20 protein-coding genes are annotated in these 23,427 nt (G+C 63.7%); 8 read left to right on the forward strand and 12 right to left on the reverse strand.

The annotated features are described in order from the left end of the window. A partial coding sequence (locus tag PO78_RS23385) for a hypothetical protein (protein WP_231570681.1) occupies nucleotides 1-666 on the forward strand: 666 nt, incomplete at its 5' end. Nucleotides 667-909: 243 nt separating this feature from the next. Here the strand turns inward: PO78_RS23385 and PO78_RS10460 are convergent. The 3 genes from PO78_RS10460 to PO78_RS10470 are packed head-to-tail and all read right to left on the reverse strand — an operon-like array spanning nucleotide 910 to nucleotide 5,108. Next, complete coding sequence (locus PO78_RS10460) at nucleotides 910-2,106, reverse strand: RtcB family protein (protein WP_043743597.1); 1,197 nt, start codon at nucleotides 2,104-2,106, stop codon at nucleotides 910-912. Nucleotides 2,107-2,154: 48 nt separating this feature from the next. Further along, nucleotides 2,155-4,635: a VIT and vWA domain-containing protein gene (locus PO78_RS10465; RefSeq protein WP_043743601.1), complete on the reverse strand. Its 2,481-nt coding sequence runs from the start codon at nucleotides 4,633-4,635 to the stop codon at nucleotides 2,155-2,157. Next, entirely contained in the window at nucleotides 4,632-5,108 is a 477-nt protein-coding gene (locus tag PO78_RS10470; protein ID WP_043743603.1) for a helix-turn-helix domain-containing protein, read from the reverse strand. The genes PO78_RS10465 and PO78_RS10470 overlap by 4 nt, the downstream gene beginning before the upstream one ends. A gap of 193 nt (nucleotides 5,109-5,301) precedes the next feature. On the opposite strand from PO78_RS10470, the gene PO78_RS10475 reads away from it, so the two are divergent. The 3 genes from PO78_RS10475 to PO78_RS23630 all read left to right on the forward strand — a co-directional run bounded on the left by PO78_RS10475 (nucleotide 5,302) and on the right by PO78_RS23630 (nucleotide 6,775). Further along, entirely contained in the window at nucleotides 5,302-5,820 is a 519-nt protein-coding gene (locus PO78_RS10475; RefSeq protein WP_043743607.1) for a retropepsin-like aspartic protease family protein, read from the forward strand. 405 nt (nucleotides 5,821-6,225) lie between these two features. Continuing rightward, nucleotides 6,226-6,393 (forward strand): hypothetical protein, encoded by a 168-nt coding sequence (locus tag PO78_RS23175; protein ID WP_197068762.1) that lies wholly within the window; start codon nucleotides 6,226-6,228, stop codon nucleotides 6,391-6,393. A gap of 169 nt (nucleotides 6,394-6,562) precedes the next feature. Beyond that, nucleotides 6,563-6,775 carry a tyrosine-type recombinase/integrase gene (locus tag PO78_RS23630; protein ID WP_197068763.1) on the forward strand — a complete coding sequence of 71 codons (213 nt, stop codon included), beginning with the start codon at nucleotides 6,563-6,565 and terminating at the stop codon, nucleotides 6,773-6,775. An 83-nt stretch (nucleotides 6,776-6,858) separates the two neighbouring features. On the opposite strand, the gene PO78_RS22265 is transcribed toward PO78_RS23630, so the two are convergent. Beyond that, nucleotides 6,859-7,113 (reverse strand): helix-turn-helix domain-containing protein, encoded by a 255-nt coding sequence (locus PO78_RS22265; protein WP_082047735.1) that lies wholly within the window; start codon nucleotides 7,111-7,113, stop codon nucleotides 6,859-6,861. A gap of 132 nt (nucleotides 7,114-7,245) precedes the next feature. Between PO78_RS22265 and PO78_RS21890 the strand changes: the two genes are divergently transcribed. Next, entirely contained in the window at nucleotides 7,246-8,172 is a 927-nt protein-coding gene (locus PO78_RS21890) for a DUF2726 domain-containing protein (RefSeq protein ID WP_052484399.1), read from the forward strand. A 16-nt stretch (nucleotides 8,173-8,188) separates the two neighbouring features. On the opposite strand, the gene PO78_RS10490 is transcribed toward PO78_RS21890, so the two are convergent. Both PO78_RS10490 and PO78_RS10495 read right to left on the reverse strand, forming a co-directional pair. After that, nucleotides 8,189-9,145, reverse strand: a complete 957-nt coding sequence (locus PO78_RS10490; protein ID WP_043743612.1) for an IS110 family transposase — start codon at nucleotides 9,143-9,145, stop codon at nucleotides 8,189-8,191. A gap of 337 nt (nucleotides 9,146-9,482) precedes the next feature. Further along, a complete protein-coding gene (locus PO78_RS10495) occupies nucleotides 9,483-9,893 on the reverse strand; it encodes a plasmid pRiA4b ORF-3 family protein (protein ID WP_156147800.1) in 411 nt (136 codons plus the stop codon). Nucleotides 9,894-9,965: 72 nt separating this feature from the next. Here PO78_RS10495 and tnpA point away from each other — a divergent pair, with 72 nt between their 5' ends. From tnpA to tnpC, 3 genes are read left to right on the forward strand one after another with little or no spacing between them, the layout of a single operon-like run. Beyond that, a complete protein-coding gene (gene tnpA, locus PO78_RS10500) occupies nucleotides 9,966-10,274 on the forward strand; it encodes an IS66 family insertion sequence element accessory protein TnpA (RefSeq protein WP_043743304.1) in 309 nt (102 codons plus the stop codon). Continuing rightward, a complete protein-coding gene (tnpB, locus tag PO78_RS10505; protein ID WP_043743307.1) occupies nucleotides 10,274-10,633 on the forward strand; it encodes an IS66 family insertion sequence element accessory protein TnpB in 360 nt (119 codons plus the stop codon). The genes tnpA and tnpB overlap by 1 nt, the downstream gene beginning before the upstream one ends. A gap of 29 nt (nucleotides 10,634-10,662) precedes the next feature. Further along, nucleotides 10,663-12,258 (forward strand): IS66 family transposase, encoded by a 1,596-nt coding sequence (gene tnpC, locus PO78_RS10510; protein WP_043743615.1) that lies wholly within the window; start codon nucleotides 10,663-10,665, stop codon nucleotides 12,256-12,258. Between the two features lie 23 nt (nucleotides 12,259-12,281). On the opposite strand, the gene PO78_RS10515 is transcribed toward tnpC, so the two are convergent. From PO78_RS10515 to PO78_RS10540, 6 genes are all read right to left on the reverse strand, one after another. Then, nucleotides 12,282-12,461 carry a plasmid pRiA4b ORF-3 family protein gene (locus PO78_RS10515; RefSeq protein WP_231570683.1) on the reverse strand — a complete coding sequence of 60 codons (180 nt, stop codon included), beginning with the start codon at nucleotides 12,459-12,461 and terminating at the stop codon, nucleotides 12,282-12,284. An 83-nt stretch (nucleotides 12,462-12,544) separates the two neighbouring features. Then, nucleotides 12,545-13,984 (reverse strand): DUF6880 family protein, encoded by a 1,440-nt coding sequence (locus PO78_RS10520; protein ID WP_052484401.1) that lies wholly within the window; start codon nucleotides 13,982-13,984, stop codon nucleotides 12,545-12,547. Next, nucleotides 13,984-16,029 (reverse strand): protease Lon-related BREX system protein BrxL, encoded by a 2,046-nt coding sequence (gene brxL, locus PO78_RS10525; protein WP_043743618.1) that lies wholly within the window; start codon nucleotides 16,027-16,029, stop codon nucleotides 13,984-13,986. The genes PO78_RS10520 and brxL overlap by 1 nt, the downstream gene beginning before the upstream one ends. Before the next feature lie 41 nt (nucleotides 16,030-16,070). After that, nucleotides 16,071-18,380, reverse strand: a complete 2,310-nt coding sequence (pglZ, locus tag PO78_RS10530) for a BREX-1 system phosphatase PglZ type B (RefSeq protein WP_043743621.1) — start codon at nucleotides 18,378-18,380, stop codon at nucleotides 16,071-16,073. A gap of 69 nt (nucleotides 18,381-18,449) precedes the next feature. Next, a complete protein-coding gene (locus PO78_RS10535; protein ID WP_043743624.1) occupies nucleotides 18,450-20,138 on the reverse strand; it encodes an AIPR family protein in 1,689 nt (562 codons plus the stop codon). Continuing rightward, a complete protein-coding gene (locus tag PO78_RS10540; RefSeq protein ID WP_052484402.1) occupies nucleotides 20,138-23,398 on the reverse strand; it encodes an Eco57I restriction-modification methylase domain-containing protein in 3,261 nt (1,086 codons plus the stop codon). Before PO78_RS10540 ends, PO78_RS10535 begins: the two co-directional genes overlap by 1 nt. Between the last annotated feature and the right edge of the window lie 29 nt (nucleotides 23,399-23,427).

Genomic DNA, 23,427 nt, shown 5'->3' on the forward strand with positions numbered 1-23,427 from the left:
AGTATGCCCGTGAGACAAGCCAGCGGCATAATTGCGGCCCGTGCGAAACAGCAAGGGCTGCGGAGGGCGTTAACAGGAAAACGGAAGATTCTTTCTGACTTGGTACTCGAGACAGCGCCGAGGGACTGGATCGCTCGCCTTCTCCCGTCCTTTCTCAGCCAGAAAACAAGGCCAGGAGTCTTTGCCGCGTCCCTGGACGGCGTGATGAAGCCTGCGACCATCTGCCGACCCGAGGCCTACGCCGTCGCACTGGCGGCTCTTTACAGTGACGCGGACGAGGCGCTCTCGGACTTGACCAACGCGCAGGAGGCACCAGAGTCGCTGAAAGTTCGCGCAAAGCGCTCGCGTCCCAGTGGGAGCAAACCGGCCGGGGCTCACACGGCCACTGAAGTCGCCGAGGCCTATTTCCGTTCGAATTTCAGTAACGCGGCGATGGCAAAGCTACTGGGGGGCTCGTGCACCTGGATAAGATCACTCTTGGTGCGGCTGAATCTTCCACCGGCGAGCCTCATTGGAAAGGCACGCAACCGAGCGGCTTTAATGTCTTTCAAAGCTGGCGCGAACATCGACTCGGCTTGCACTTCGGCTGGCGCGTCGGTCACAGACCTCGTAGATCTGCTCCGGTTTGACCTTGACCTCCTCGTGCCCTTGATTCGCCGGGGCTAAGCTAACCGTTCGCATATCGCTGCCACTCGAACTTCTGTGGAGTTCTACACCGGACCGCAGGTCGTTCAACAGCATGCAGGCGGCGCTCATCGACCCCTGGCGCCCACGAACCTGCAGGTCACACATCGCCCATGCAGCCATCCAGACGCTGCATTTGATGAGCATTCAGCACGCCGTCTGCCTGCTCAATCAGGGTTGCGCACCTCGCAAAGCGCCGAGCCCACCCGTCCTTGGTCACCACGTCTACCCCTTCACGCACACCACCTGCTTCAAGGTATGCAGGATCTCGGTCAGGTCGCGCTGGTTGGCCATCACTTCATCGATGTCCTTGTACGCCCCGGGAATCTCGTCGACCACGCCCTTGTCCTTGCGGCAGATCACCCCTTTGGTCTGGCGTGCGAGATCGGCTTCGGTGAAGCGCTTGGTCGCGGCCGTGCGGCTCATGCGCCGGCCGGCACCGTGCGCGCTGGAACAGAAACTCTCCGGGTTGCCCTTCCCGCGCACGATGTAGCTGCGCGCGCCCATGCTGCCAGGGACGATGCCGAACTCGCCCTGCCCCGCACGGATCGCGCCCTTGCGCGTCACCCACACGTCGGCGCCGTAGTGGTGCTCGCGGGCGACGTAGTTGTGGTGGCAGTTCACCGCCTCGGTAGTGACCGTAAACGGCGGCAGGTGGCGCGCCAGCCCCAAGAGCACGAGATCGAGCATCGCCTGGCGGTTGGCCATCGCGTATTCCTGCGCCCAATGCACCGCCTCGACGTAATCGGCGAAGTGTGCGCTGCCCTCGGCGAAGTAGGCCAGGTCACGGTCGGGCAGGTGGATCATGTGGCGCGCCATGTCCTTTCTCGCAAGCTCGATGAAGTACGTCGCGATCGCGTTGCCGATGCCCCGGCTGCCCGAGTGCAGCATCACCCAGACGCGCTCGTGCTCGTCCAGGCAGACCTCGATGAAGTGGTTGCCGCCCCCGAGCGTGCCCATCTGGTTCGCCCACTTGGAGAACTTGCCGAAGGCCTTGAGTAGTTGCGGGTGGCGCTCGGTCAGGGCCTTGAGGCCTGGCTCGAAGGGGCGCACTGCGTCGACCAGTACCCGGCCGTCCGCATGCTGGTCGCGGCCGACCGGCACATCGCGGCTGATCTGATCGAACACCTTTTTCAGCCGCCTCTCGTCGATGTCGTTGGCGGTGAGCGACAGCCGCGCGGCGACCATGCCACAGCCGATATCGACACCCACCGCCGCCGGGATGATGGCCTGGTGGGTTGCGATGACCGAGCCGATGGTCGCGCCGATGCCCAGATGCACGTCGGGCATCGCGGCGACATGGTGGTGGATGAACGGCAGGCTCGCGATGTTGGCGAGTTGCGCCTTCGAGCCTTCGTCGATGTCGTCGGTCCAGATCCTGACCGGTACGGCGCTGCCGTCGAGGACGGTCTTCACAGGCATGGGGGCGTTCCTCGCAATTCCTTTTCTACGCGTGACACCTGCAATCGGCTAACCAAGCGCCGTCACCTCGTCCCGAAGGTCAAACACGCAGTTGGGCCAGCGCTCTGCCCGGAGCGTGCATACAAACACCTGCAGGCGAGCGACGATCGGCTCGGCTGCAGGATCGTCCTGCATGACCTTCAGCGTCGCGCCCGGTGCCACGCGTTTCGCCAAGGCCTTGAGCTGACCCAGCGTACCGGTGTCCGACAGCAGCGCTTCGTGCAGATCGCGCTGCGCCATCGCCTGGATGAAGCTCGCGACCACCAAGGCCTCGCCCTCCCCTTCAGCGAGCACGAACTTGAGCCAGTCGAGCACCGCCGGACCGACACCGATTCGGCTCAGCTCAGCATAACTTTGCGGCCATTCGGCCTGCGGGTGACTGTGCAGCCACTGTGTCAGGCCCAGCGGGGTAAGACCTGTGTAATGCGGTTCGGCACGCCAGTAACGCGGATCGTCCCGGGGTGGCTGCCTAGCGTCCTGGTTCGAGCCTCGGCGCAGGAACGCCGGGATGTCATAGTTCCCTGCTTTCTTGAGCGTATCGCGGCGATCCGACCGTCGTCCCGAGCGCAGCACCACGGGCGCATCGAAGGCATCTTCGAAGTCGAAATACGCACCGCTTACCGCAGCCGGTGAGCCATAGTGCTCCGGCGCCTCATTCACGGTGAGCGGCGCCATGCAGGGGTCGACGCAGAAATCGAGGCTGCCGAGCCCGCCAAAGCCGGCAGGCAGCATCGAGGGCACCTTTACGAGATCGGGCATGTCCGCCGGCTTGTCGGCTTCGGCACGCGTCTCGACGAGCAGGAAATGCGTCAGCGGGCTGACCAGCTGATAGGCGACGGCCAGTTCCAGCGCCTGACGCGAGTGGGCGACCTCGGCGGCGAGTAGGGTTTCGATCTGCGCGGCCACGGCCATACGGCTGAGCGCCGAATCATGCTCGGCAGCAGTCAGGCTGGCCTCGCCCAGCGACTCGGGCGCCTCGGCATGCGCGCGCGTGCCGACCAAACGCACCGTCCCATCCGGCACCTGCGCAAAGCGTGCCCATACGGTCACCGCGTCGCCGTCGAACACCGAGCCCGGTAGCGCGCTCATCCAAACGGGCTTCGCACCTGCGGGCCACACCAAGTCCAGGGACGCCATGCGCTGCGAGCGCAGGCGCGCAAACATGCGCAGGACGGCCGGTTCCACGGCCTCTCCCGGTGCGACGAAGTCACAGGCCCCGCCGGTCTCGTCGGCCAGGCGGCGCAGCACACCCTCGGCAGGGGCGCTGCCAATACCGACGACGAAGACCCGGTGACCCAGCGCGCGCGCTTTCGCTACCGTGCGCTCGATCGCGTGGATCTGTCCGTCCGTGATCAGCAGCAAATCGACCGGCGCGGCACCTTCCCCAGCGCCGGGGCTTACCGATGCGTCTCCGGCCAGGGCCAGGGTGGAGTCCAGCGCCTTCTCCATCTCGGTCCCACCCAGATCCGCCTGCAACTGCGCCGCCCAGCGCTGCCCCGCCAGCCGGGTCGCGGGGCTCGTGCGCCACAGCGCGCGCGAGCGATGCTCGACGGTGCTGCCGAAGCGTGACAGCGAGAACCGCTCACCCTCGCGCAGGCCGGCGACGATGGCCTGCAGCGCACGTCGCGCGGCGGCGATGCTGTCGCCCTGCATCGAGCCCGAGCAGTCCACCAGGATCTTTACCGCGAGCGGATGAGCCGACGCCGGCACACGCGGGCAGAAGCTCGCCAGCACGCTGACCGCGCCCGGCTGCACCGTGTCCTGCGCGCACAGGGCGAGCGAATCCTGCACGACCTCATCGAGCACGAGGATGAAGTCGCGATCGAGGCGGCCACCGCGCGCAAGCGACACGACCATCGCCGTCGTCTCGCCCTCGCCTTCGAGCCGCATCGACAGCGGATGGCTCGGCGAGCCGATCCGGGCGCGTGCGAGGGCGCCTTCGACGCGCAGGCTAAGCTCGAACGGATACGACACCATCAGGTCATGCTCGACCACCTGGTGCGGCTTTAAGCCGGCATCGGCCACCGGATCGCCATAACGCGGGGCGATCACGGTGGGCACCACCAGGCGCAGGCCATGCTGCTCGAACTGGACCACCTGGGCGTAGCGTAGCCGCACCACACAGGTCTCCCCAGGTGCGAGGTTGCCCAGGTTCAGGGTGTAGCTGTCATCGAAATTCTGCTCGAGCAGGATGGCGGTGTTGCCTTCGGCAATTGCGTCCTCATAGCCCTGCTCAGCCTGCTTCTTCTCGACCACCGCACCGGACAGGCGGCGATCGCCAATCTGGACCTCGACCCCGAGCAGCACGGCCGCCCAGGGCAGCGGGAAGGTGTAGACGAGCTCGACATGGCGATCGAAGGGGTTCGCAAAGCGCTGCTCGAGGTTCGCCTCGAACAGCGTGCCGCGCAAGCTGCCTTCAAAGCGCACGCCCTTGAGCGTCAGTGCCTCACCCGCGCGCGACTCGAGTCGTGCCGATTGCTGCTGCATCATGGTTCTCTCGCCTGTCGTTCGTTCTTGTTCGTGTTCGCCGGATCCGTCGGCGAAGCACCGTCTTCTTCGCCCTGCGCCGCCTTGAAGGCGGCCATCACGCCCTGGATGAACTGCCGTACCGCCTCGGGACTCAGCCCCGCCCGCTGCGGATCGATCACCACCTCGACGCCCTCGGCCACCGCCAGATGGCTGCACACCGACACGCTGCCTATGGCGCGTTCGCGAGCGGGAACCGGCGGCGGGCCACCGTGCAGCAACTCGCGGATGCGCTCGAGGGACACCCCTGCCGCCGTCCACTTCTTGATCAGCAGCAGTTGCTCGAGGTGCTTGCTCCCGTAGCGGGCCGCCCGGGTCTCGCCCTGCGGGCGGTCGACCAGGCCGATCTGCACGTAGTAGCGGACCGTGCGAGGCGGCAAGTCGACCAGGACGCAGAGATCGGCGAGCGGGTAGCTGGGCGAGGGGTTGTCGGGCATCACTGTGCGAGCCGTATTCATGCAGTCATTTTATACATCTTTGGTGTTTCTATACAACTGCGAGAATGGACCGTGCGAGGACGGACCGACGGTCGCTTGATATCCTGTCGTCCGATTCAAGACGCGGAACATTCCGAGCGTCCCGACGAACGAAGGTGAGTGAACGGCACTCGAGCATCCCTGACGAAAAACGATGAGCAACCCTGATCAAGCCACCCGCAGACTCGGACGGCGCATGGGCTTCCTGGCGACCCTGGCTTTCCTCGGATTCGGCTGGGTGACGTTCGATGGCGCGATCACGAAGCGCGAGGACCCCAACCACGCGCTGACCGTCGCGCCCGGCGTGGACGAATGGGTGCTCCGCCGCAATCGCAGCGGGCATTACTTCTCCCCCGGGCTCATCAATGGTCAGCCTGTGCGCTTCCTGCTCGATACGGGCGCGACGCACACCTCCGTGCCGGCGCACCTGGCCCAACGCCTCGGCCTGCGCCCAGGCGCCCCGTCGACGGTCTCGACGGCCAACGGAGCGGTGACGGTTCGCGCAACCAGAATTGACGCCCTGGATATCGGGCCATTTCGCTTCGCGGGTGCGCCGGCGCATTTGAACCCCGGGATGCGCGATGATGATGTGCTGCTCGGCATGAGCGTCCTCAAGCACCTCGAGTTCACCCAGCGCGGCGATGTGCTCGTGCTCAGAAAACCCGCTGGATAGTCATTCCAGGTGTGTCGATGCCGCCCCTGCTATGTTCATCGGCCCGGGGGCGTGGTTGTACGTTGATGGCCCACAGCACGAAGACGAAGCACTGGATCCCGCCGATCCACCCCTGGGTTGACAGCCCACGCCCGCCTCCGTTTTAATCAATCCATCGCGCCGATTTGAGAACACAGCTTGCGGGCGCCTAATAAATGCAGCTAAAGCGGCCACACAAGACCCGCTGAGCCTGCATGGCCATCGGGTCTTTTGCTTTTTGCAGCACCTCACGGGCGCCCAGCGCCCAACCGCCGGCATTAACGACAACTTGCCGGGGCGGATGAAAAATACCGGCTAAAGCGTCACCGCCTCTTCGCCCCCGCGAGGCCGGTCACGCCGGCTCAACAGGGGGCGAGGAGCATCACCATGATCAGCACGCAATCCACGGGCGACCGGCGCCTGACCCCCAGCCAGCGCGAGGCACTGGGCAAGTTCGTCCCCCATCCCTTTCCGCTCGCGCATGCGAGCACGCCGGTGCGCCAGCCGTCGAGCGAGCCCCTGCCGATCCGCCCAAGTTGGCTGGGCTGGCGTTGAGCCGGGGAACACGAGAGCCTTCATGTACTTGACGAACTGATCGTGGAGTCGGAGCCCTACCGTCGGGAGTGTGGATTGACACCCTAACCTATCTGGCCAGGCGACTCGCTTCCTCCCTCCAGTAGGCGGGTAGCGTCGAGCCTTGACGCGCAGGGCGGTGCATAAAATCGTGCAAGAGGTCTTCGAGCGTGTTGCGAAGCGAGGGGAGGCTCTTGATGACGAACTCAGATCGCGCACAAACATCCTTAGCACTGCCTCCGCGCACTGGCTTCGTCACACGGCCGGTTCGAACATGCCCGGCGCCGAGGTCGATCCTCGGTTCGTCAGCGACAACTTGGGGCACGAGTCCATCTTGGCCACGAGCTTGTACTTGCAAAGTTGATGATGACGAGCGACACAAGGCCACAGAACGCGGCCCCCCGTACCGACTGGTCTTGACTCGGAGCGCGGTGAGTTGACCGACTTCTAGCTCGCGACCGACTCAGCAGCCACGGCGTTCCGATCGTCGAACTCGAGCAATTTTGAAGGAGGGAGTCCCAGCGCCTGCGCCAGCCGAACGATGTTCAGAAGCGCGACGTTTCTTTGCCCGCGCTCGACGCCCCCGAGGTAACTTCGCGCGAGACCGCTCTCAAGCGCGAGGTATTCCTGCGACCAACCGCGGCTTCGGCGAAGCTCGGCAAGGCGCTTACCGAAGAGAACCCTGGGGTCTGAGGTAGCCACACGCAGTCGGAAATGAATTTTCGACTGATGCTAGGGGTGAGGCCACTATGAGGCGACGCTCTATGAGTGACAATGGGCGCGCCGACACGTACCATTGCCACTCGATTCTGACGACTTAGACGACGAGACTTCGTGCAGTTAAGGGATAAGGCAAGCGTCATTCGGACGTTGCGTGGGCATCTGCATCGGCGCGAGCACGCCGCCTTTGTCACTGTGTTTCTCGACGGTGAGGTTCAGGCTTTCCGGGAGAACGACGACTACTTGAAGGCCCTTGCCGGCGAGGCCTTGTGTCTCCTCCTGGAAGCACCGCAAGCCGCCGAAGAGCTGCTGAGGGAGTACGAACGGCTCCTTCTCGGGACAGAGATATCCGCTCCTTACTCGACGGTCCTCAGCCTGGCAGAGCGTTTGAGTTCAAACTCGCTGCACGCTATCGCGAGGACACTTCGCGATGAGGATCGACGTTGGCCCGCACGACGCCAACATCGCAATCGAAAGCAGCAGGAACCAGCCAAGGCCCTTTCCGAGCCCGTTATCGAGGTGCGACGCGTCGTCAGTAGCACGCTCATGCGCTTCGGTGATCCGAACGCGTCCGACGCAATGGGAATCCGACGATCGGTTTTCAGGAGTAGCCAGGAGAGGTCGTTTCTCAAGGCCTTGTCATTGAGATTTCCCGCGCTACTTGCGCTGCCGAATTATCCACTTGACCAGATGATCGAGTTCAGTCGTCTGCGCGAACTCGTCGGCAAGTCGACCTGGGCCTACGCTAAGAACTGCAGAGTCGATGCAGTGCTGGTCGTGCCGGATGAAGGAGACCCCGTTGCCGCGTTCGAACTCGATAGTTCATATCACGATCGGCCCGAGATCAAGTCCCGTGATGAGATGAAGAACGCGATTTTCGGCCTCGTTGGGCTCCCCTTTTTTCGTCTGCGTGCGGATTCCCCAGAGACGATGACAACGGATGACTGGTACGCATTCCTGACTGATGAAGTGGCTCCAAACATCGATGTCGGACGGCGCTTGCGAACGCGGTCCAGCGCAACCAAGTTTGTCCCTGTCTGAGCAACTGTCTTGCGAGTCAAGCGAGATGAATCGAATCGTTCCAAGAGGCGCCGGATCGGACCATCGCGTTGAGGATGGTCAGCAGCTTGCGCATGCAGGCAACGATGGCAACCTTCTTGGGTTTGCCAGCGGCGACGAGGCGGTCGTAGAACTGCCGGATGACGCGATTGAACCGGATTGCGGCGAGCGTGGCCATGTAGAGCGCGCGCCGGACGTCGGCGCGCCCGCCGAAGATGGTTCGTTTGCCGCGCATCTGACCAGAATCGCGATTGAAGGGGGCGAGGCCGATCAAGGCAGCGATCTCGCGGCGAGACAGGGCGCCCAGTTCGGGCACGTCCGCGATCAGCGTGGCAATAGTGGCCGGCCCGATGCCGCGCACGCTCGCGAGCTGGTGGGCGAGCGCGGCATGATGGGCGTCGATGTGGCTGGCCAGTTGGGCCTCGACGGTATCGAGTTGCTGGCGGATGGCCTTCATGAGCGCCTCGATGCTGGCTCGGGCGGCCTTGTGGCTGGTGGCCAGGCGCTGGCGCTCGGCCACCAGCATCGTCACCAGTTGTCGACGCCGAGCCACCAAGGCCTGCAACGCCTGCTGCTCGGCTGTGGGCAGGGCCTTGACGAACTTGTCGCGCTCGGGGTGGCGTGCCAGCACTTGGGCCAGCACCGCCAAGGCGTGCGCGTCGATGCGGTCGGTTTTGGCCAGATAACCCATGGCGCGGGCGAAGTCGCGCGCTTGGCGCGGATTGACCACCGCGACGGCGAATCCGGCCGCCTGCAGGGCACAGGCCAGATCCCGCTCGAGGCCACCGGTGGCCTCCATCACGATCAATTCGACCGTCTGCCCGGCCAGGGCCGTGATCAGCGCTTCGTGACCGGCGTCGTCGTTGGGAAACGTCCGCACATCCGTCGTCACCCCCAAAGCGGCATCGAAACTGAGCTTGGCGATGTCGATGCCCACCACGATCGATTCGGGCATGTTCCTACCCTCCCATCCTTGCAAATGCGATGTTCAGTCCAGCAACTGTTCGGGCTTCGGCGGAACGGTCGCGACGGCGCGCCATCTGCTCAGACGCGGGCTTGGAAGCCCCGAGGCGCAACAGGCTGCGCCGCCGTGCCCGAAACGACCCGCGCTGTGGATTTGTGGACGATGGCCTGTCGGCCACCGGGCCGCTTGCCGTGGAAAAGTCTGACGACTTTCCCACCGCGCAGCCCTTCGCCCACAAGCTCCACAGCGCACCAATCATTTGTATAGAGATCATTCTGGAAGATACAAGGCGTAACCGCTGCCCTTCACAGTCATCACCTGACCAGCCTCACCCCCACCGATTCCAGGCCATCCGCAGCAAGGCCGCATTGGCAGCATGCCGGTCAAAGCGCGCCGGGTCGAAATCCTCACCAGCCCATCGAAGCAGCCGACGACCTTCATCATCCACCGGCCGCTGTGAAATCTGCTCCATGAAGTCCATGTAAGCCGCTACACCGCCCACATCCTCAGGCGGACAGGCTCTCTCGCCCGCCGACACATAGGCGTAGCCCCGCTGCTCGCCGTCAAGCGACTCAACACGCTCGACCACAACGCGATGCTGCCAGCTATCGCCAAAATCGTAGAGATAGGAGAAATGGTCTCCGACTGTCACTACGCGGTCCAGTCTGACTCGGCGCTCATCGAGGATTTCCCGCTCCGGGTCGTCTTCGGGATGCGGAGTTGCATAGTAACCGGTCACTGAGCGGCGTCCTTCTCCAGCCTCCGTCCGCGCGGAACAATCCCTCCCACATTCATCAGGGAGGAGCCGGCAGTGACCAGGGCGACAGCGACCAACAACAAGTGGCGGCGGCGTAGCCGTCAGGAATGGCAAGCAGTCATCGCGCGGTTTGCCGAGAGTGGGCTGGGGGTCGAACCGTTCTGCGCCCGTGAGGGGCTCAGCGAGTCGACCTTCCGGCGCTGGCGTAGCCTGCTGGGCGAGCCGAGTACGCAGTCCGCCGCGCCGGCGATGGAGCGCATCGGCTTCGTCGACGCCGGCACGCTCAAACTCGGCGGCACGGGTCGCCTCGAGCTTCGACTCGATCTGGGCGAGGGCGTGATCCTTCACCTGTCGCGCGGCTGATGTTCTTCCCCGAAGGCGCGGTCCGGGTCCATGTTTATGGCCGCCCGGTCGACATGCGCAAATCCTTCGATGGCCTGTACGCGCTCACCCGCCAGGCGCTCGGCTGCGATCCGCTGTCGGGCGAGCTGTTCGTATTCATCAACCGGCGCGGCACGCAGATGAAGGTGCTGTACTGGGATCGCACCGGATTCTGTGTGTGGGCCAAGCGCCTCGAACAGGGACGCTTCGTGTCGAACTGGGCGCAGGTTCGCACGCGCCAGATGGACTGGACCGGGCTCAAGCTGCTGCTCGAAGGCATCGAACCGGCACGCACCAAGCGCCGTTTCCGACTGCCCGCAAACGCCGTGCAACCCGCATGAATGCTGGGTTATACGGTAAAATATGCGCCATGCCCGCGCCGCACTCCGCCCCCGTTCCGACCCTTGCCGAGGCCGCCCAGTGGGCGCCCGAGCGCGTCGTCGAACTGGCCCAGGCGCATGAGGATCTGCAGCGCCAAGTGCAGACCATCCAACATCAGCTCGAGTGGTTCCGCCGCCAGCTCTTCGGCCAGAAGAGCGAGAAGCGCCTGGTCCCACCGGACCCGGCGCAGATGCATCTGGGCGAGCTACCGATCCCCGAATCGCAGCCCGACACCCCCGGCAAGACCGTGGCGGGACACACCCGCCGTGCGTCGCGCACCGACTACGCACAGGACAAGGACGAATCGGCGCTGTTCTTCGACGAGACGCGCGTCCCGGTCGAGACCATCACGCTCGCCAACCCCGAGACCGAGGGACTCACCGCTGACCAGTTCGAGGTGATCGGCGAGAAGGTCAGCCATCGCCTGGCGCAGCGCCCGGGCAGCTACGTGATCCTCAAGTACGTGCGCCCGGTCATCAAGCGCCGCGACACGCAGACGATCCACTGCCCGGCGGCGCCCGTCGGGGTGATCGAGGGCAGCCGCGCCGACGTGAGTTTCCTGGTCGGGCTGCTGCTCGACAAGTTCGCCTGGCACCTGCCGCTGTACCGCCAGCATCAGCGCCTGGCCGATGCGGGGATCACGGTCAGCCGCGCCTGGCTCACGCAACTGGCCGCACAGGCCGCCGCGCTGCTCGTGCCGATCTACGAGGCGCAGCTCGCATCGATCCGCGCCAGCCGCGTCAAGGCCATGGACGAGACCCCGATCAAGGCCGGCCGTGCCGGCCCGGGCAAGATGAAGGGCTGCTACTTCTGGCCGGTGTATGGCGAGCTGCACGAGATCTGCTTCCCGTTCTTCGATAGCCGCGCACACAGCAATGTCGAGAAGGTGCTCGGGCTCGAGCCGGCCGAAGGCAGTGTCCTGCTCTCGGACGGCTATGGCGCCTACGAGACCTACGCGAGCAAGACCGGGCTCACGCACGCGCAGTGCTGGACGCACTGCCGGCGCGAATTCATCAACGCCGAAGCGGCCGAGCCCGAGCTGGCGGCCAAGGCGATCGCGTTCATCGGCGCGCTCTACGCGGTCGAAGCGAAGATCCGCGACGACAAGCTCAAGGGCGAGGCCAAGCGCGAGTACCGGCTCGATCACGCCCGCCCGATCGTGGCGGCCTTCTTCACCTGGGTAAAGGAGCGCCTGGACGCGCAGGGGCTGCTGCCGACCAACCCGCTGACCAAGGCGCTGATCTACGCGCACAAGCGACGGGCGGCACTGGAAGTGTTCCTGGCCGACCCGGATGTGCCGATCGATACCAACCACCTCGAACGAGCGCTTCGACCGATTCCGATAGGTCGGAAAAACTGGATGTTCAGCTGGACCGAGCTCGGCGCCCAGCATGTGGGCGTCGTCCAGAACCTGATTACGACCTGTCGGCTGCACGAGGTCGATCCTTACGACTATCTCGTCGATGTGCTCCAGCGCGTCGGCCAGCACCCGGCCGCCGACGTCGCACAGCTCACGCCCAGGCTGTGGAAGGAGCACTTCGGGAAAGCTCCGTTGCGCTCGGATATCTCAAGCCCCGCTGCGTAGCAACGACGCCGCTGGGTGAGCGCTTACGTTGCATAGGTCTTGCCGCCAATCTCGAACTCATGCAGATGCGCGTCCGTCCAGCCCATTGCGGCTTGAACGTAGTGATGAAGCTTGCCCAGCGTCGTATCGCCATCGACAAGCAGTCGCCGCCAGATAAGCGGTTCAACCTCCTGGAGCTCGATGCGAAGGGTGTAGGCCTTCACGACGGATTTTCGCGACATCCAACCTCCCTGTTTCCTCACTACCAGCAATTACAACGGCAGGCGCAACTCGAGCAGTTCGGGGGTCACAGCGCGTCCAGCAGCTTCATGAAGTTCCGCTTGCGCTTCCACTCCAGCCGGATTTCCGCCAGTTCGTCGCCGAACATGCCCAACTGCTGGTGCGCCACCCGCAGTGCGCGGATCTTCTTGACGATTGCAAAGGCCTCCCCGTAGTGGGAACCGCGCGAGCCGCCTTCAACCCGATGCGGCAGCAGGCGCTTGTAGAGCGCGATTGCCTCCTCGTGGTGCGTCGTGCCCCGCGCTTCGGCCACCGACTCCCACAGGCCAACATCGACCTTGCCCCCGCTGAATGCATCCCACATGGTCTCGGCCTCACCCTCGCGCAGAAAGATGGACACGATGTCGCCCCGGCAGGGTTTGTCCCATGGACTGCGGCGAACGCGGCTATCGGCGGCTTCTTCCTCCGCGACCTTCTGCCACAGGAAATCGAGCGCCCGCTTGCGCAGCGCGGCCTCGCAGCCAATCAGACCGGCGACTTCCATCAACTTGAAGAATGAACCGCAGCCAGGGGCCTGCTCGAAGCGCTGCCAGGCGAGTCGCTCTACCTCCGCATGCCGCCCAAGCGCCAGCTGCAGCTCGATGGCAAGGCTCAGCAGGTCGTCATTGCGCTCATTCGGAAACGCCGCAATCCCCTGCTCCACCCAGCACAGCGCCTCCTCCTTACGGCCTCGGTCACGAAACAATCCGACCAGCGTCAGGAAGCACGACGGGGACGACAGATTCTTCGCCTGGATGGCGACCAGCAACTCGAAGTCATCCGTGCAGCGAGCAATATCCTTCATCGCCGACTCCACCTGGAAGCGTCGCGTGCTCCAGTCGCTACGATAGTGCTCGGGACCCAGGGTCGGCAGGGCCAGCCAGTCGCGCTCGACCCGCTGCCGATATGCGGCCAGCCCTTCCTCGCCCAGCGCCTCGGCGTAGTCGGGGAGCACCTCATGAAAGGTGTCCCATTGACCATTCATCTGGAAACCGTACAGGCGCTCGGCCAGCGCAACGGGGTCGGGATGCAGGGCGTTACAGGCCGCCAGATGCACTCTTCGCAGTTCAACAACCGCCGGCATCACCTCGCCGCCGGAATCGTCGATGTGCTGCAAGGCCTCTTCCGCGAGCGCGATGGCTTCCTCGATGACCTCGATGAGTTCCTCCTGGCCGTCCGCAATGCGCTGTGACAGCAGTTCCCCGAGGTCTTCCAATCGGATTGCGTAAGCTCCAGCTTCCCGATACTCAATGAAGCCGTTCGTGCGGGTGGCCTGCTTGACCACCTTACGCAAGTCGGAAAGACCGGTGCTATCCGCCACGGTCGCTGCCATCAACAACTTTTGGCGCAGGGCGTCATCACGCCAGGATGCTTCGACGATGAGCTTGCGCAGTGCTGCAACATCCAACCCCTGCAGGTAGGCCTCTATGCGCCCTTCGTCGGACTGCCAGTCATTTTTCGCTGCCATCAATCCACCAGTGCCTTCAACAGCGCATCCCGCGCATCCTGGTAGAACTCGATGTCCAGCTTGGTCGCCATATCATCCGACAGGTCGAACAACTGCCGCCGGCAGCTAACTGGCATGAGCAGCGATTTGGCGCCCTTCTCGACCGCCATCTCGGCGATGGTCACAGCGTTGTGAACGGGCTCGATGGTGCCCCCGATGGTCACCTCACCAACCACAATCAATCCACCGCGGACCGACTTCCTCAGCAAGGCGCTCGACAAGGCAATCAGGCAGGCGACTCCGGTCTTGGCCCCACTCTTGGCTGCGTCGAACCCCCGAAGCTGCACCGAGAACTCGTGCGAGCGCGGGTCACGGTCGCCGACCAACTGCGCTGCGCGGGTGTAGAGGTTCTGCTCCGCGCAGCGCACGGACTCCTGAAACGCTGGCGGCACGGGCTTATTCAGCACGCGAACACCGCTTCCAGGGCCCTCGGTCACCTCCAGCCGGAACAGGCCCGGGTGCTCGTCCGCACCACCGGGACTGAGCGTCCAGATTTGGCCCGACTCCAGCGGTTCATCGCCGATGCCCTCCTGGCTGCGCAGCTCCGGTGTGGTCACGAACTTCTCCACCCCTTCTGCGCCCAGGGTGTAGCTAAAGTGGGTGTTGCGGAATTCGGCCGCGCCGATGCGCTTTTGCTGCTCCTTCACCCGTCGACGTACCTCGAGCGCCAGTCGCACCGCCCACTCGAGGTCCTCATCGCTGACCGCTTCCTCTGCGTCCGGATGCAGCAGCTTCAGCAAGCCGCTCACAGTCTTGTTTACCGCATTGATGTCCCGGCCGGACAAGGCGCCACCGAGGAACACCCTGCCCTGCATCGTCGACACCCGGCTCTGGTTGCGCAGTTGCGTGAAGCACTCGGACAGAAAGTCGCTCACCAAGCCAAAGTGCTGGGTAAACAACGCCGGGTTCATCTTCGGCACGTCCCACCCAGGCAGGAAGCCGTGAATCCGGTCCATGAAGGCGGTGTCGTCACGCATCTCGGGAGGCAGCGGGCCGAGCAGATGACCGATGCGCTGTTGATGCTCGACGTCTACGTCGAAGTTGCCGACCAGCACGATGGAGCCATCGGCGCGGATGCTCTCCTTGCCACGCGAGAACTCGCCCGACTCCATGTAGCCCTTCATGATGTTGACGCCGTCCTTCTGGTCGAAGGACACGCCTGACACCTCGTCGAAGCAGACCACGTCGTACTGACACACCAAGCCGCGCTGACCGTTCGAGTTATTCACGAACATGCGGGCCACGGTCGCCTTGCCACCGGAAATCAGATGCGCGTAGGGCGAGACCTGCTGGAATAGGTGCGACTTGCCAGTCCCGCGCGGTCCGAGCTCCACCAGGTTGTAGTTGCGCTCGACGAACGGCACCATGCGCAGCAGCAGCGCATCCTTCGCGCGGTCGTTCAGCCCATCGGGCTCGAAGCCGACGCTGCGCAGCAGGAAATCGCGCCACTCGGCCGTGGTCAGCTGCTTGCGCCCCTCGGCAAGAGACGTCAGCACATCCCGCTTGGAGAGCTGAATCGCACGCAGAGCGTCGATGCCGAACGGTCGCCCACCCTTCTCCTGAGCAATTGCGGCGTCGTAGCCGAGCGTGATTTCGGCGTAGAAGCCGCCCGTCAGCATGCGCTCGTGCTCCTTGATGAGCTCGGGCGAGATACGCACGTCGTTCAGCCTCAGGCTGGGCAAGGACGCCACATAGGAGTCGCTCTTCGCATCCAGGCGCGCCGTGATGATGTCGATGATTTTCACCGACCCGGTCTCACGCGCCCTCGCCTTGAAAAGCTCCTCCTCCCCGGCCTTCACGGTGCGCGACTGCAGCTGTCGCTGGACGATTTCCAGGCCCTCCTGAATCTCGGCCTCGTCGGTCGTCGCGCAGTACCGCCCCAGCAGAAACTCGACCACGTAGGTCGGCACCGGGAACTGCCTGCTGAAGGTTCGCACAAGGTCCTTGCGGACGATAAAGCCGTCGAAGGCAGAGGCCGCCTTGCGGTCGAGGTCATCGAGATTCATCGTGTTCTGCACGCTCTGTACTTGTTCGTCTCGCGGGCAACTTACTCGCCGACAGTCGTATTCATCTTGGCCAGCAGCTTACCCTGGCTGTCGAGCACCACCAGGACCGCCGCGGCCCCCTCATTCGAGTCGTCCGCCACCGCCAGCGAAGCCTTCCCCTCAACCAGGTCCTTGACCGCCGCGGCGATGGAGGAGTCTTCCGCTGCAGCCTTGGTGCGGATATCGACCTTCAATCCGGGTAACGGCGGTAACACCTCGACGTTGCAGCGCAGTCCGCGCCAGGCGAGCTTGGAGATAGAGACGTTGGTCTCCGGCGCCCCGCCCTCCAGTTCGAGCGTCAACTCGGGCACCAGGCATTCCTGCAAGCTCAGTCCGCCATGGGCGTACTCGGCGCCGGCTACAAAGCTCGCAATGCCGGGCGCAAAGGCAATCTGCACCTGCGGGCACCAATCCCAGCCAAAGGTCAGCGGCGTCGCCGTCGCACTGTCCTTCAACACCGCACAGCGCCCCCAGCGGGTCTCGGCCTGTGACTTGGCCAGCTCCGCCTTGGGCATGCTGCCGGGCACCAGCAACCAGCCGTGGTCGGTCACGATGCGAAACCGCCGCCAGCCCGCATCGGCCAGCGCCTGCAGGCGCTCGACAATCTCGGCCAGTTGGCCGTCGATGTCGCGAGCCAGCCGCAGGCCATGCTCATGCCCGAAGTGGTCCAGGTCGCCGCACTCCACCCAGGCCTTACCCGCCGGGTCGCCGGTTTCGCTACCAGTCAGAGGCTCGTACCCCGCGTCCGCCAGCAGCTTGCGGAAGTTGTAGGTGTTCAGCGGCTTCATGGTCGCGGCCACATTGGGCTCGAAATCCACATCGTCCGCCTTGCCTGCAATCAGATTCGCAACCGGAGACACCCAGGCCTTGCCCGATGCAGTGACCGAGGGCAGCGAGGTCCAGCCCGAATTCAGCGCGACCTGCCCCAGACCCCCCAAACGACCTGCCAGCATCTGTGCGACGTCGAAGCGCAAACCGTCAACAAACACCACGCAGGTGCCCGCGGGGTCACTCACTTTCGAGACGCCGCCTGGATTGAGCCCACCAGACTCGACCACTGCCTTCTGGAACGCGACACTCGAGGCTTCCAACCAAGGCAGATATACCGCGCGCAGTGCGGCCGTTACAGCATCCTGGTCCGCCTTGGTATGCGCTTGAGCCAAAGCCTGCAGCGCTTCAGCATCGACGCGCCAGGCCTCTTTTCGATATCCCTCCGCCTGGGCCTCCAACGAGTTTCCAAACGCTGTCGCCTCGGTGTGTTGCGCTACGAGCGCGAGATGCCCGAGCGCGCGAGCGAGCGGCGCCTTCCCCATCTGAGCCCAAAGCCATGAACGGCGCTCGCCGTGCTGCTTCTCGGCATCCAGAATCGCAGCGCGCGCCTGAACCGCCGTCATCGCGCTCAATGCATTGAGCCGGTAGCGCAGGTCAGACTCACCTTCGTCATTCGCCTTGGGGTAGGCCGAGGTGTCGGCGAACAGGTCGCCCATTCGGTACTGCACTCTGGAGAGCAGCTCGACAACCGCTGGGAAGCTCGAAAAGGCGTCCTTGTACAACTCCCAGACCGCCCCCCACGAGCCGGCCCTGGCTGCCAGCTTCTCTGCCGCGGTCAGCTCGCCATCCTTGGCCGGGTCGAAGCCGAAGTCCTTGCGGCAACGGCTGACGAACACCTCCCAGCGTCCCCCCTGCCAGGCACACTCGGTGGCCTTGGCGTCGTTCATCCACACAAGGATGTCCCGCGTCGGATTCGGTGCCAACAAGCTGTCCAACCAGGCCGCATCAATCAAGCGACCTCGCAGCTCATCGACCGCCTTGCCCATAAGCTCGCCCGACGACAGGGCGCGTAGCAAAGCCTTCTGTGTCGCTTGGTCTTGAGCGACATCCAATCCCAGACCACCATTCTTCGACGTCAGGAAAGCGTTGAGCGTCCAGTCCTTGGCATTGACCTGAGTCCAGAACACACCGCGATACTGCAACTCAGCGAGAGGTTGGAGGTGGCGTGGGCAGGACTCAATGGCACGGAGGTCGGCACGCGAGACGCCCGGTAGGTACACCACCGGCACGCCATCCAGCGCCACACCATCGAGCTTTCCGGCCAAAGCACATTTCAGCCAGATGGCCGGACCTTGAAGCGCCTCGGGCGCATACTCACCAAGCATCAAAATGGGCCGACCCGAGGCTCGCAAGGCCTTTACGACGGGAACCCACTGGCGCTCTGCGTCCGTCCAGAGTATCGCCTCTGGCTGTGCTTGCACCGATTTATTGAACCTGCCTGCCTCTTTCAGGGCCTGGGCAAGGGCTTTGAGAATATTCATTCAGCCTTCCTGCAGAAACCCATCACCAGTCTGCGAACTCACCAGAAACGGCGTGCGTGTCATCGACAATTATCCCAACAGTGGCATCTCCAGAATCTTCTGGATTAGGTCGCCACGGCGGAAGGTGGCCGACAACTGGAGCGTGGACACCGCCTTACTGCCGTACAAATCGTCAAGCGCGTGCTGGATGTCCTCGGCCGAACGCGCGAAATCATCCTCCCCGTGCGTCTCGATGTACCGCTTGGCCTCATCGAAGACACGATGGGTCAATCCCGACAGCGGCAGCTTTAGCGCCTTCAGAATACGCTGCCCCATTCGCATCGCGATGAAACACGAGGCGTAGCGCACCAACAGTGCGTCATCTGAGCTAGGCCTACGTCGATGGTTTTCGGCAATGCGATAGAGCAACACCGCCACAATGACCTGCGCCCCATTCACGTCGGCCGGAAACACATTGTCGTAGAGCTTCCCGAAGTGCTCCCGAGTCAAGAATTTGGCTTGATGCGGTGCCGCGCGCCATACCGCAAGCAGCGCCTCGGCGGCCGCACCCGCTGTGATATCGGTGGACTTCGGCGCGCCATCCGTCCGCTTGCGCCGATAATTGAAACCCAGCGAGGCAATACTGGCTTCGAGCTGACGCTGAATTTCATCATTGGCACGCAAGTCCTTCAGATCGACTGGGTTCTGGCTGTTGGTCGCGTGCGTGATCTGGTGAACGATGTCTTCCTTCTCTTTCGGCAGTTCATACACCCGCACCAGCACGCTGGCCTGCGCCGGCAAGAATTCGCCACGCTCTGCCATCTCGTCCAGCGTCTTGTAGATCGTCATGCAGGTCTGCGCACCGTTGACGATCTGAAGGTTCTCCGCCTGCACCTGATAATCCCCGCCCTGCAGCCCGTTGTACTTGAAGTGGTCGCAGATGATGGTGAGGCCGTTGTTGAAGAAGTAGAAATTTTCCGGCGCGCTCGAGCGCAGGGTGGCACGGATGCCCTCGTTCACCCGGTTACCGTGCAAGCCGAGATAGCGCCGCACATTGCGCTCCAGCAGGCGTTCGCCGTGCGCCTTCATCAAGGCCCCCACTTCGGTCACAGGCATGCGACCCACGCACACCCGGCTGAAGTTCATGTCCTCAACATTGGCCTTCCCGACCAGGCGTAAGGTCGCGTCCACCTGCTTGGGCCGCTGCAAAATGCCGACAAGCACATCGTGATTGACGTGCTCCCAAGTCACCTGCTCGCCGAACCCCGCCAGCTCGATCAGGCGTTGAGCCTGATCGTTCCAGCGCAGGCCGTTGTTGCAGGCAATCGCACGCACCCGTGGGATGAAACCGTCGCGCACCATCGCGCGCGCCTGCTCAACCCGCACCCGCAACCTGTCGTTAATGGTGCCCAGTTCAGCTTGAGGATCGAAAATGTGGCGGATCGCATTGATGAGCGCCTTGATGCCGCCCTCATCGAAATTGCCATCGGCCTCGAGCCTCGTTGCGTACTTGGACTGAAAAACGGTGACGACGAACTCGCCGTCCACCTCCTCCGTCACCTGCATCGCATCCACGCCAAAGTCGCCACTGCCATCGGTCACACAATCGAATGCTTCGCGTGCATCCAGGTCGAGCATGGTCTTCACGCACAGATACACAAATGCTAACGACCGCAACCGGCCTTCATCGGTCAGCTTCAGCTCATCCCTGGCCCATTCACGGATTTCATCCTGCACGCCCTTAAGACGCTGATCGATGATAGATGCATTGAGATTCATTATTCCTTCTCCTTGCTTGCCGCCGCCCGCTTTTCCGTCAGCGTTAGATGATAGTCATTGATGCGGTCGCCGTTGAACTTGTGGAACCACGGTGCGCTCTCCACATCCTTGCCGCGGTCCTTGTCCCACTTGATGTTGAGCTTCGGGCCCTTGTTGTGACGCAACACACCGGCGGTCATCCAGGGCCGGATGTTGAGGCGCACGCCGTCGTTGAGGTCGGGGTTCCAGCCGATGGCTTGCTCGGCGAGCGGTTTCCAGCGCACGAAGATGTCGAAGGGCGCTTCGCCTTCGAGGATGGCTTCGAGCTTTTTCTTCAGCGCCTGCGCGGCGGCCAGCCGCTGCGGGGCCCCGTCGAGGCCGCTGGCCACACCCGCCTCCTGGATGCGAATCCAGTCGCCCAGGTAGGTATGGATGAGGCGCTCCAGGTTGCGGGCGTCGAGCTTGTGGTAATTGACCAGCGCGCCGAAGCCGTCCTTGAGGCCGTCCCACACATGCCAGATGAAGGGGCGGTGTTGGAAGCGCTTGGCGTGCTGTTCGAAGAACTTCTCGCGCAACCACACCTCCAGACTCTTGCCGGCGCAGTCAGCCTCGGCCAGCAGGCGGTCGAGGGTGGAGGCTTTCCAACTGCCGGGGGTGACGGTTTCCCAGGCGTCGATGAGGAGTGCCAGCAGGCGCTCGTGGGCGGGCTTTTCACCGCGCACAGCGGGCAGGCAGACAAGGCCGTCGTCGTCGGCGTGACCCACAAGGTGCCTGCACCTCTCCGTCCAGTTCCGCGTGGCATCGCTCAGCTCAAGACTGTCATCGCGTTCAGTAGGCCACCGATAGCCGAGGAGGCGTGCCACTGCGACCTGAAGCGGGTCTGACGAGGCGGCCGGGTGACCATGGAACAGCCACTGCGTCGGGTCTTCGGTATAAGTGGCTGGCAAACCGTTCGGGAATTGACGTTCGGCCTCTGCCTGCCAGCGCGGCAGGTCAAAGCCCACCCGTCCCAAGGCTGCGTTGGCCACGCAGATTCGCCGGTCAATATCGTGCACCGCCTCGGTGTATTCGTCCGAAGAGCAAAACGCCATCACCGCGGGCAGCAGCGATTCGTCGCGGGGAATGATCGCAGCGGTGGTCTGGTTGTAGAAGTTACCGAGATACTGGCCGGCTTCCAACTGCCGCATCCGGCTCACCGCCACACCCTTCTTACCCCACGCTGCCTGGCCACGGATGTAGGCGAGGCCGCTGCTCATCAGGTCTCCGCTGCCCTGCTGCCAGTAGAACAGCGAACTCAAACCCGTAAGCTTGCCGGTCTCTTCCGGAGACTCCTGCATGTACTCCCAATCCGGCGTTCGCAACGGAAGTTCCCAGAAGAAGCGGCAGTAACGAGGGTAGTCGCTCGTCTGCAAGCCCACATAGGGCGTGGCGAACTCGGAGAGCGGCGGCAGGCTTCCACCCTGGGTCAGGGCAACCAGATAGTCGGGGCTTCCGCTGACCTGCGCGAAAGGAAGCGCATCGGGCGCGGCTGACCGAAGGGCCGCGGCCTTCTCCTCCGCTGTGCGATGTATCGCGGCATCGACAACGGCGATGTGGCTATCCACTTCCGGTACGAGACGCTCGAACACCAGCAGGGACGGGAACGCCCCTGCCGCGTCCGCGCTACGGAATGCCCCCTCGCCTAGATTGGCGACACTCTGCAGAGCCGCCTGCTGAAGGATGGCGCGACGGTGCGCCCCATAGCTGCCAGCGAACAGCCAGGACTGCTGTAGCACACAACCGACTCGGCCTTCTGGTTTGGCGAGTTTGAGGCAATACTCCAGAAACACCGCTCCCAGGTCGTGCCGCGCGTCGTAGAACTGCGCCTCGACAAACTCACGCAGCGCGTCACACATCCGCCCGCGGCCCAAGAAGGGCGGATTAGTCACCACTACGTCGTAACGTTCCCGGAGCAAGGCGACGGCACGCGCAAACCCCTGCGCGGCGATGAACTGCTCCTCGCCCTCTGCATCCCCTGCGCCCCTCGAGTCCTCTTTCGCCAGGGCCTCTTCCCATTGCGCAGAGTCGAACTGCACTGGCAGCAGACTGCCAAGCAAGGGCGCCGACGAGGACGCCAAACCCGAACGACCTCGGCTCGGCGCACGTCCGGCACAGGCCAGGTTCAGTTCAGGGAGAGGGCGAAACCCTAGGGGGCACCCCTCTTCATCGGGATACGACCACGCCGCGAGCGCCAACGTAAAGGCGGCAATCTCGACACAGCGCGCGTCCAGTTCCACGCCGAAAAGGTTCTGAGCCAACACCGCGTCGACGGCATTACGAACACTCAGCCCCTCTGCCAGCACCCGCATGGGCACCAACAAATGCAGCGCAGCCACCAGGAAATGCCCCGACCCGCAGCACGGATCCATCAGCTTCAGGCTCCCGAACCGCCCAATCGTCGACTTCGAAGGCTGCGCGCTACCGCCCGCATTCGGGGTAACGAGGTAGCGCAGCGCCAAACGCTTGGTCAGCTCAGGATGACTCGCGCGCCACAAAGCGCCGACGGTGTTGTGAAGCAGGTATTCCACCATGTAGGGCTCGGTGAAGAGCTGGGTCACTGCCGGCAATTCGTCAGCACCCACCTTCACCTGTGAGGCATTCACCTCTTCCTTGCGCTTGCCCTGCCAGAATTGGTAGGCCCAGCCAAGGCTGTCGGATGCCAGGAACACGGTTCGCGGAAGACCTGCCAGCAAGCGTTCGAGAGCCTGCTGGTATTCCGGTGCAAACCGCAGAGCAAGCACTGGCGAATCGGCGCGGAAGAGCTGCGGCAGCATTCGCTCAGCCAAGCGACCTGCGAGTTCCCACCCACTTCCGACCCCGAGTGCCGAGCCAGACGAGGCAGATGAGCCAGCCAGCTCGTGGCACTCGTCCAAGGTCACCGAAACCTCGCCTTCCCAAATCAGCAGGTGCCGCTCGGCGAGAAAACGGGCAAACAGCATCCGGTGCCAATGCTCGTAAGCCGTCTCCCAAACCAGCCGTTGCACTCCCTGGATGCCATCCGCCCCCAAGGCGTCACCCAGCACCCTCGCATGCGCACGTAACCTACGGCGAAGCGCTCGCTGCGGCTCGTCCAAATGCGCGGGCGCCTCATCCTCCGCAACGCCCAGTTGGAACAGGGCGGATTGCGCCCCCGCTTCTGCCGCCTCCCTGGCAGCGCGCACAGCCGCCTCTAGCTGGCCACGCAAATCGCTCGGCAACGTATGGCCGATGGTGCCGCGCAGGCCGGGAGACGGGTCAGTCATATTCTTCCTCGATACTCAATTGCTAAGCG

Origin of the sequence: Thauera sp. SWB20 (assembly GCF_000831325.1) — a bacterium.
In the GTDB taxonomy this organism is placed as follows: domain Bacteria; phylum Pseudomonadota; class Gammaproteobacteria; order Burkholderiales; family Rhodocyclaceae; genus Thauera; species Thauera aminoaromatica.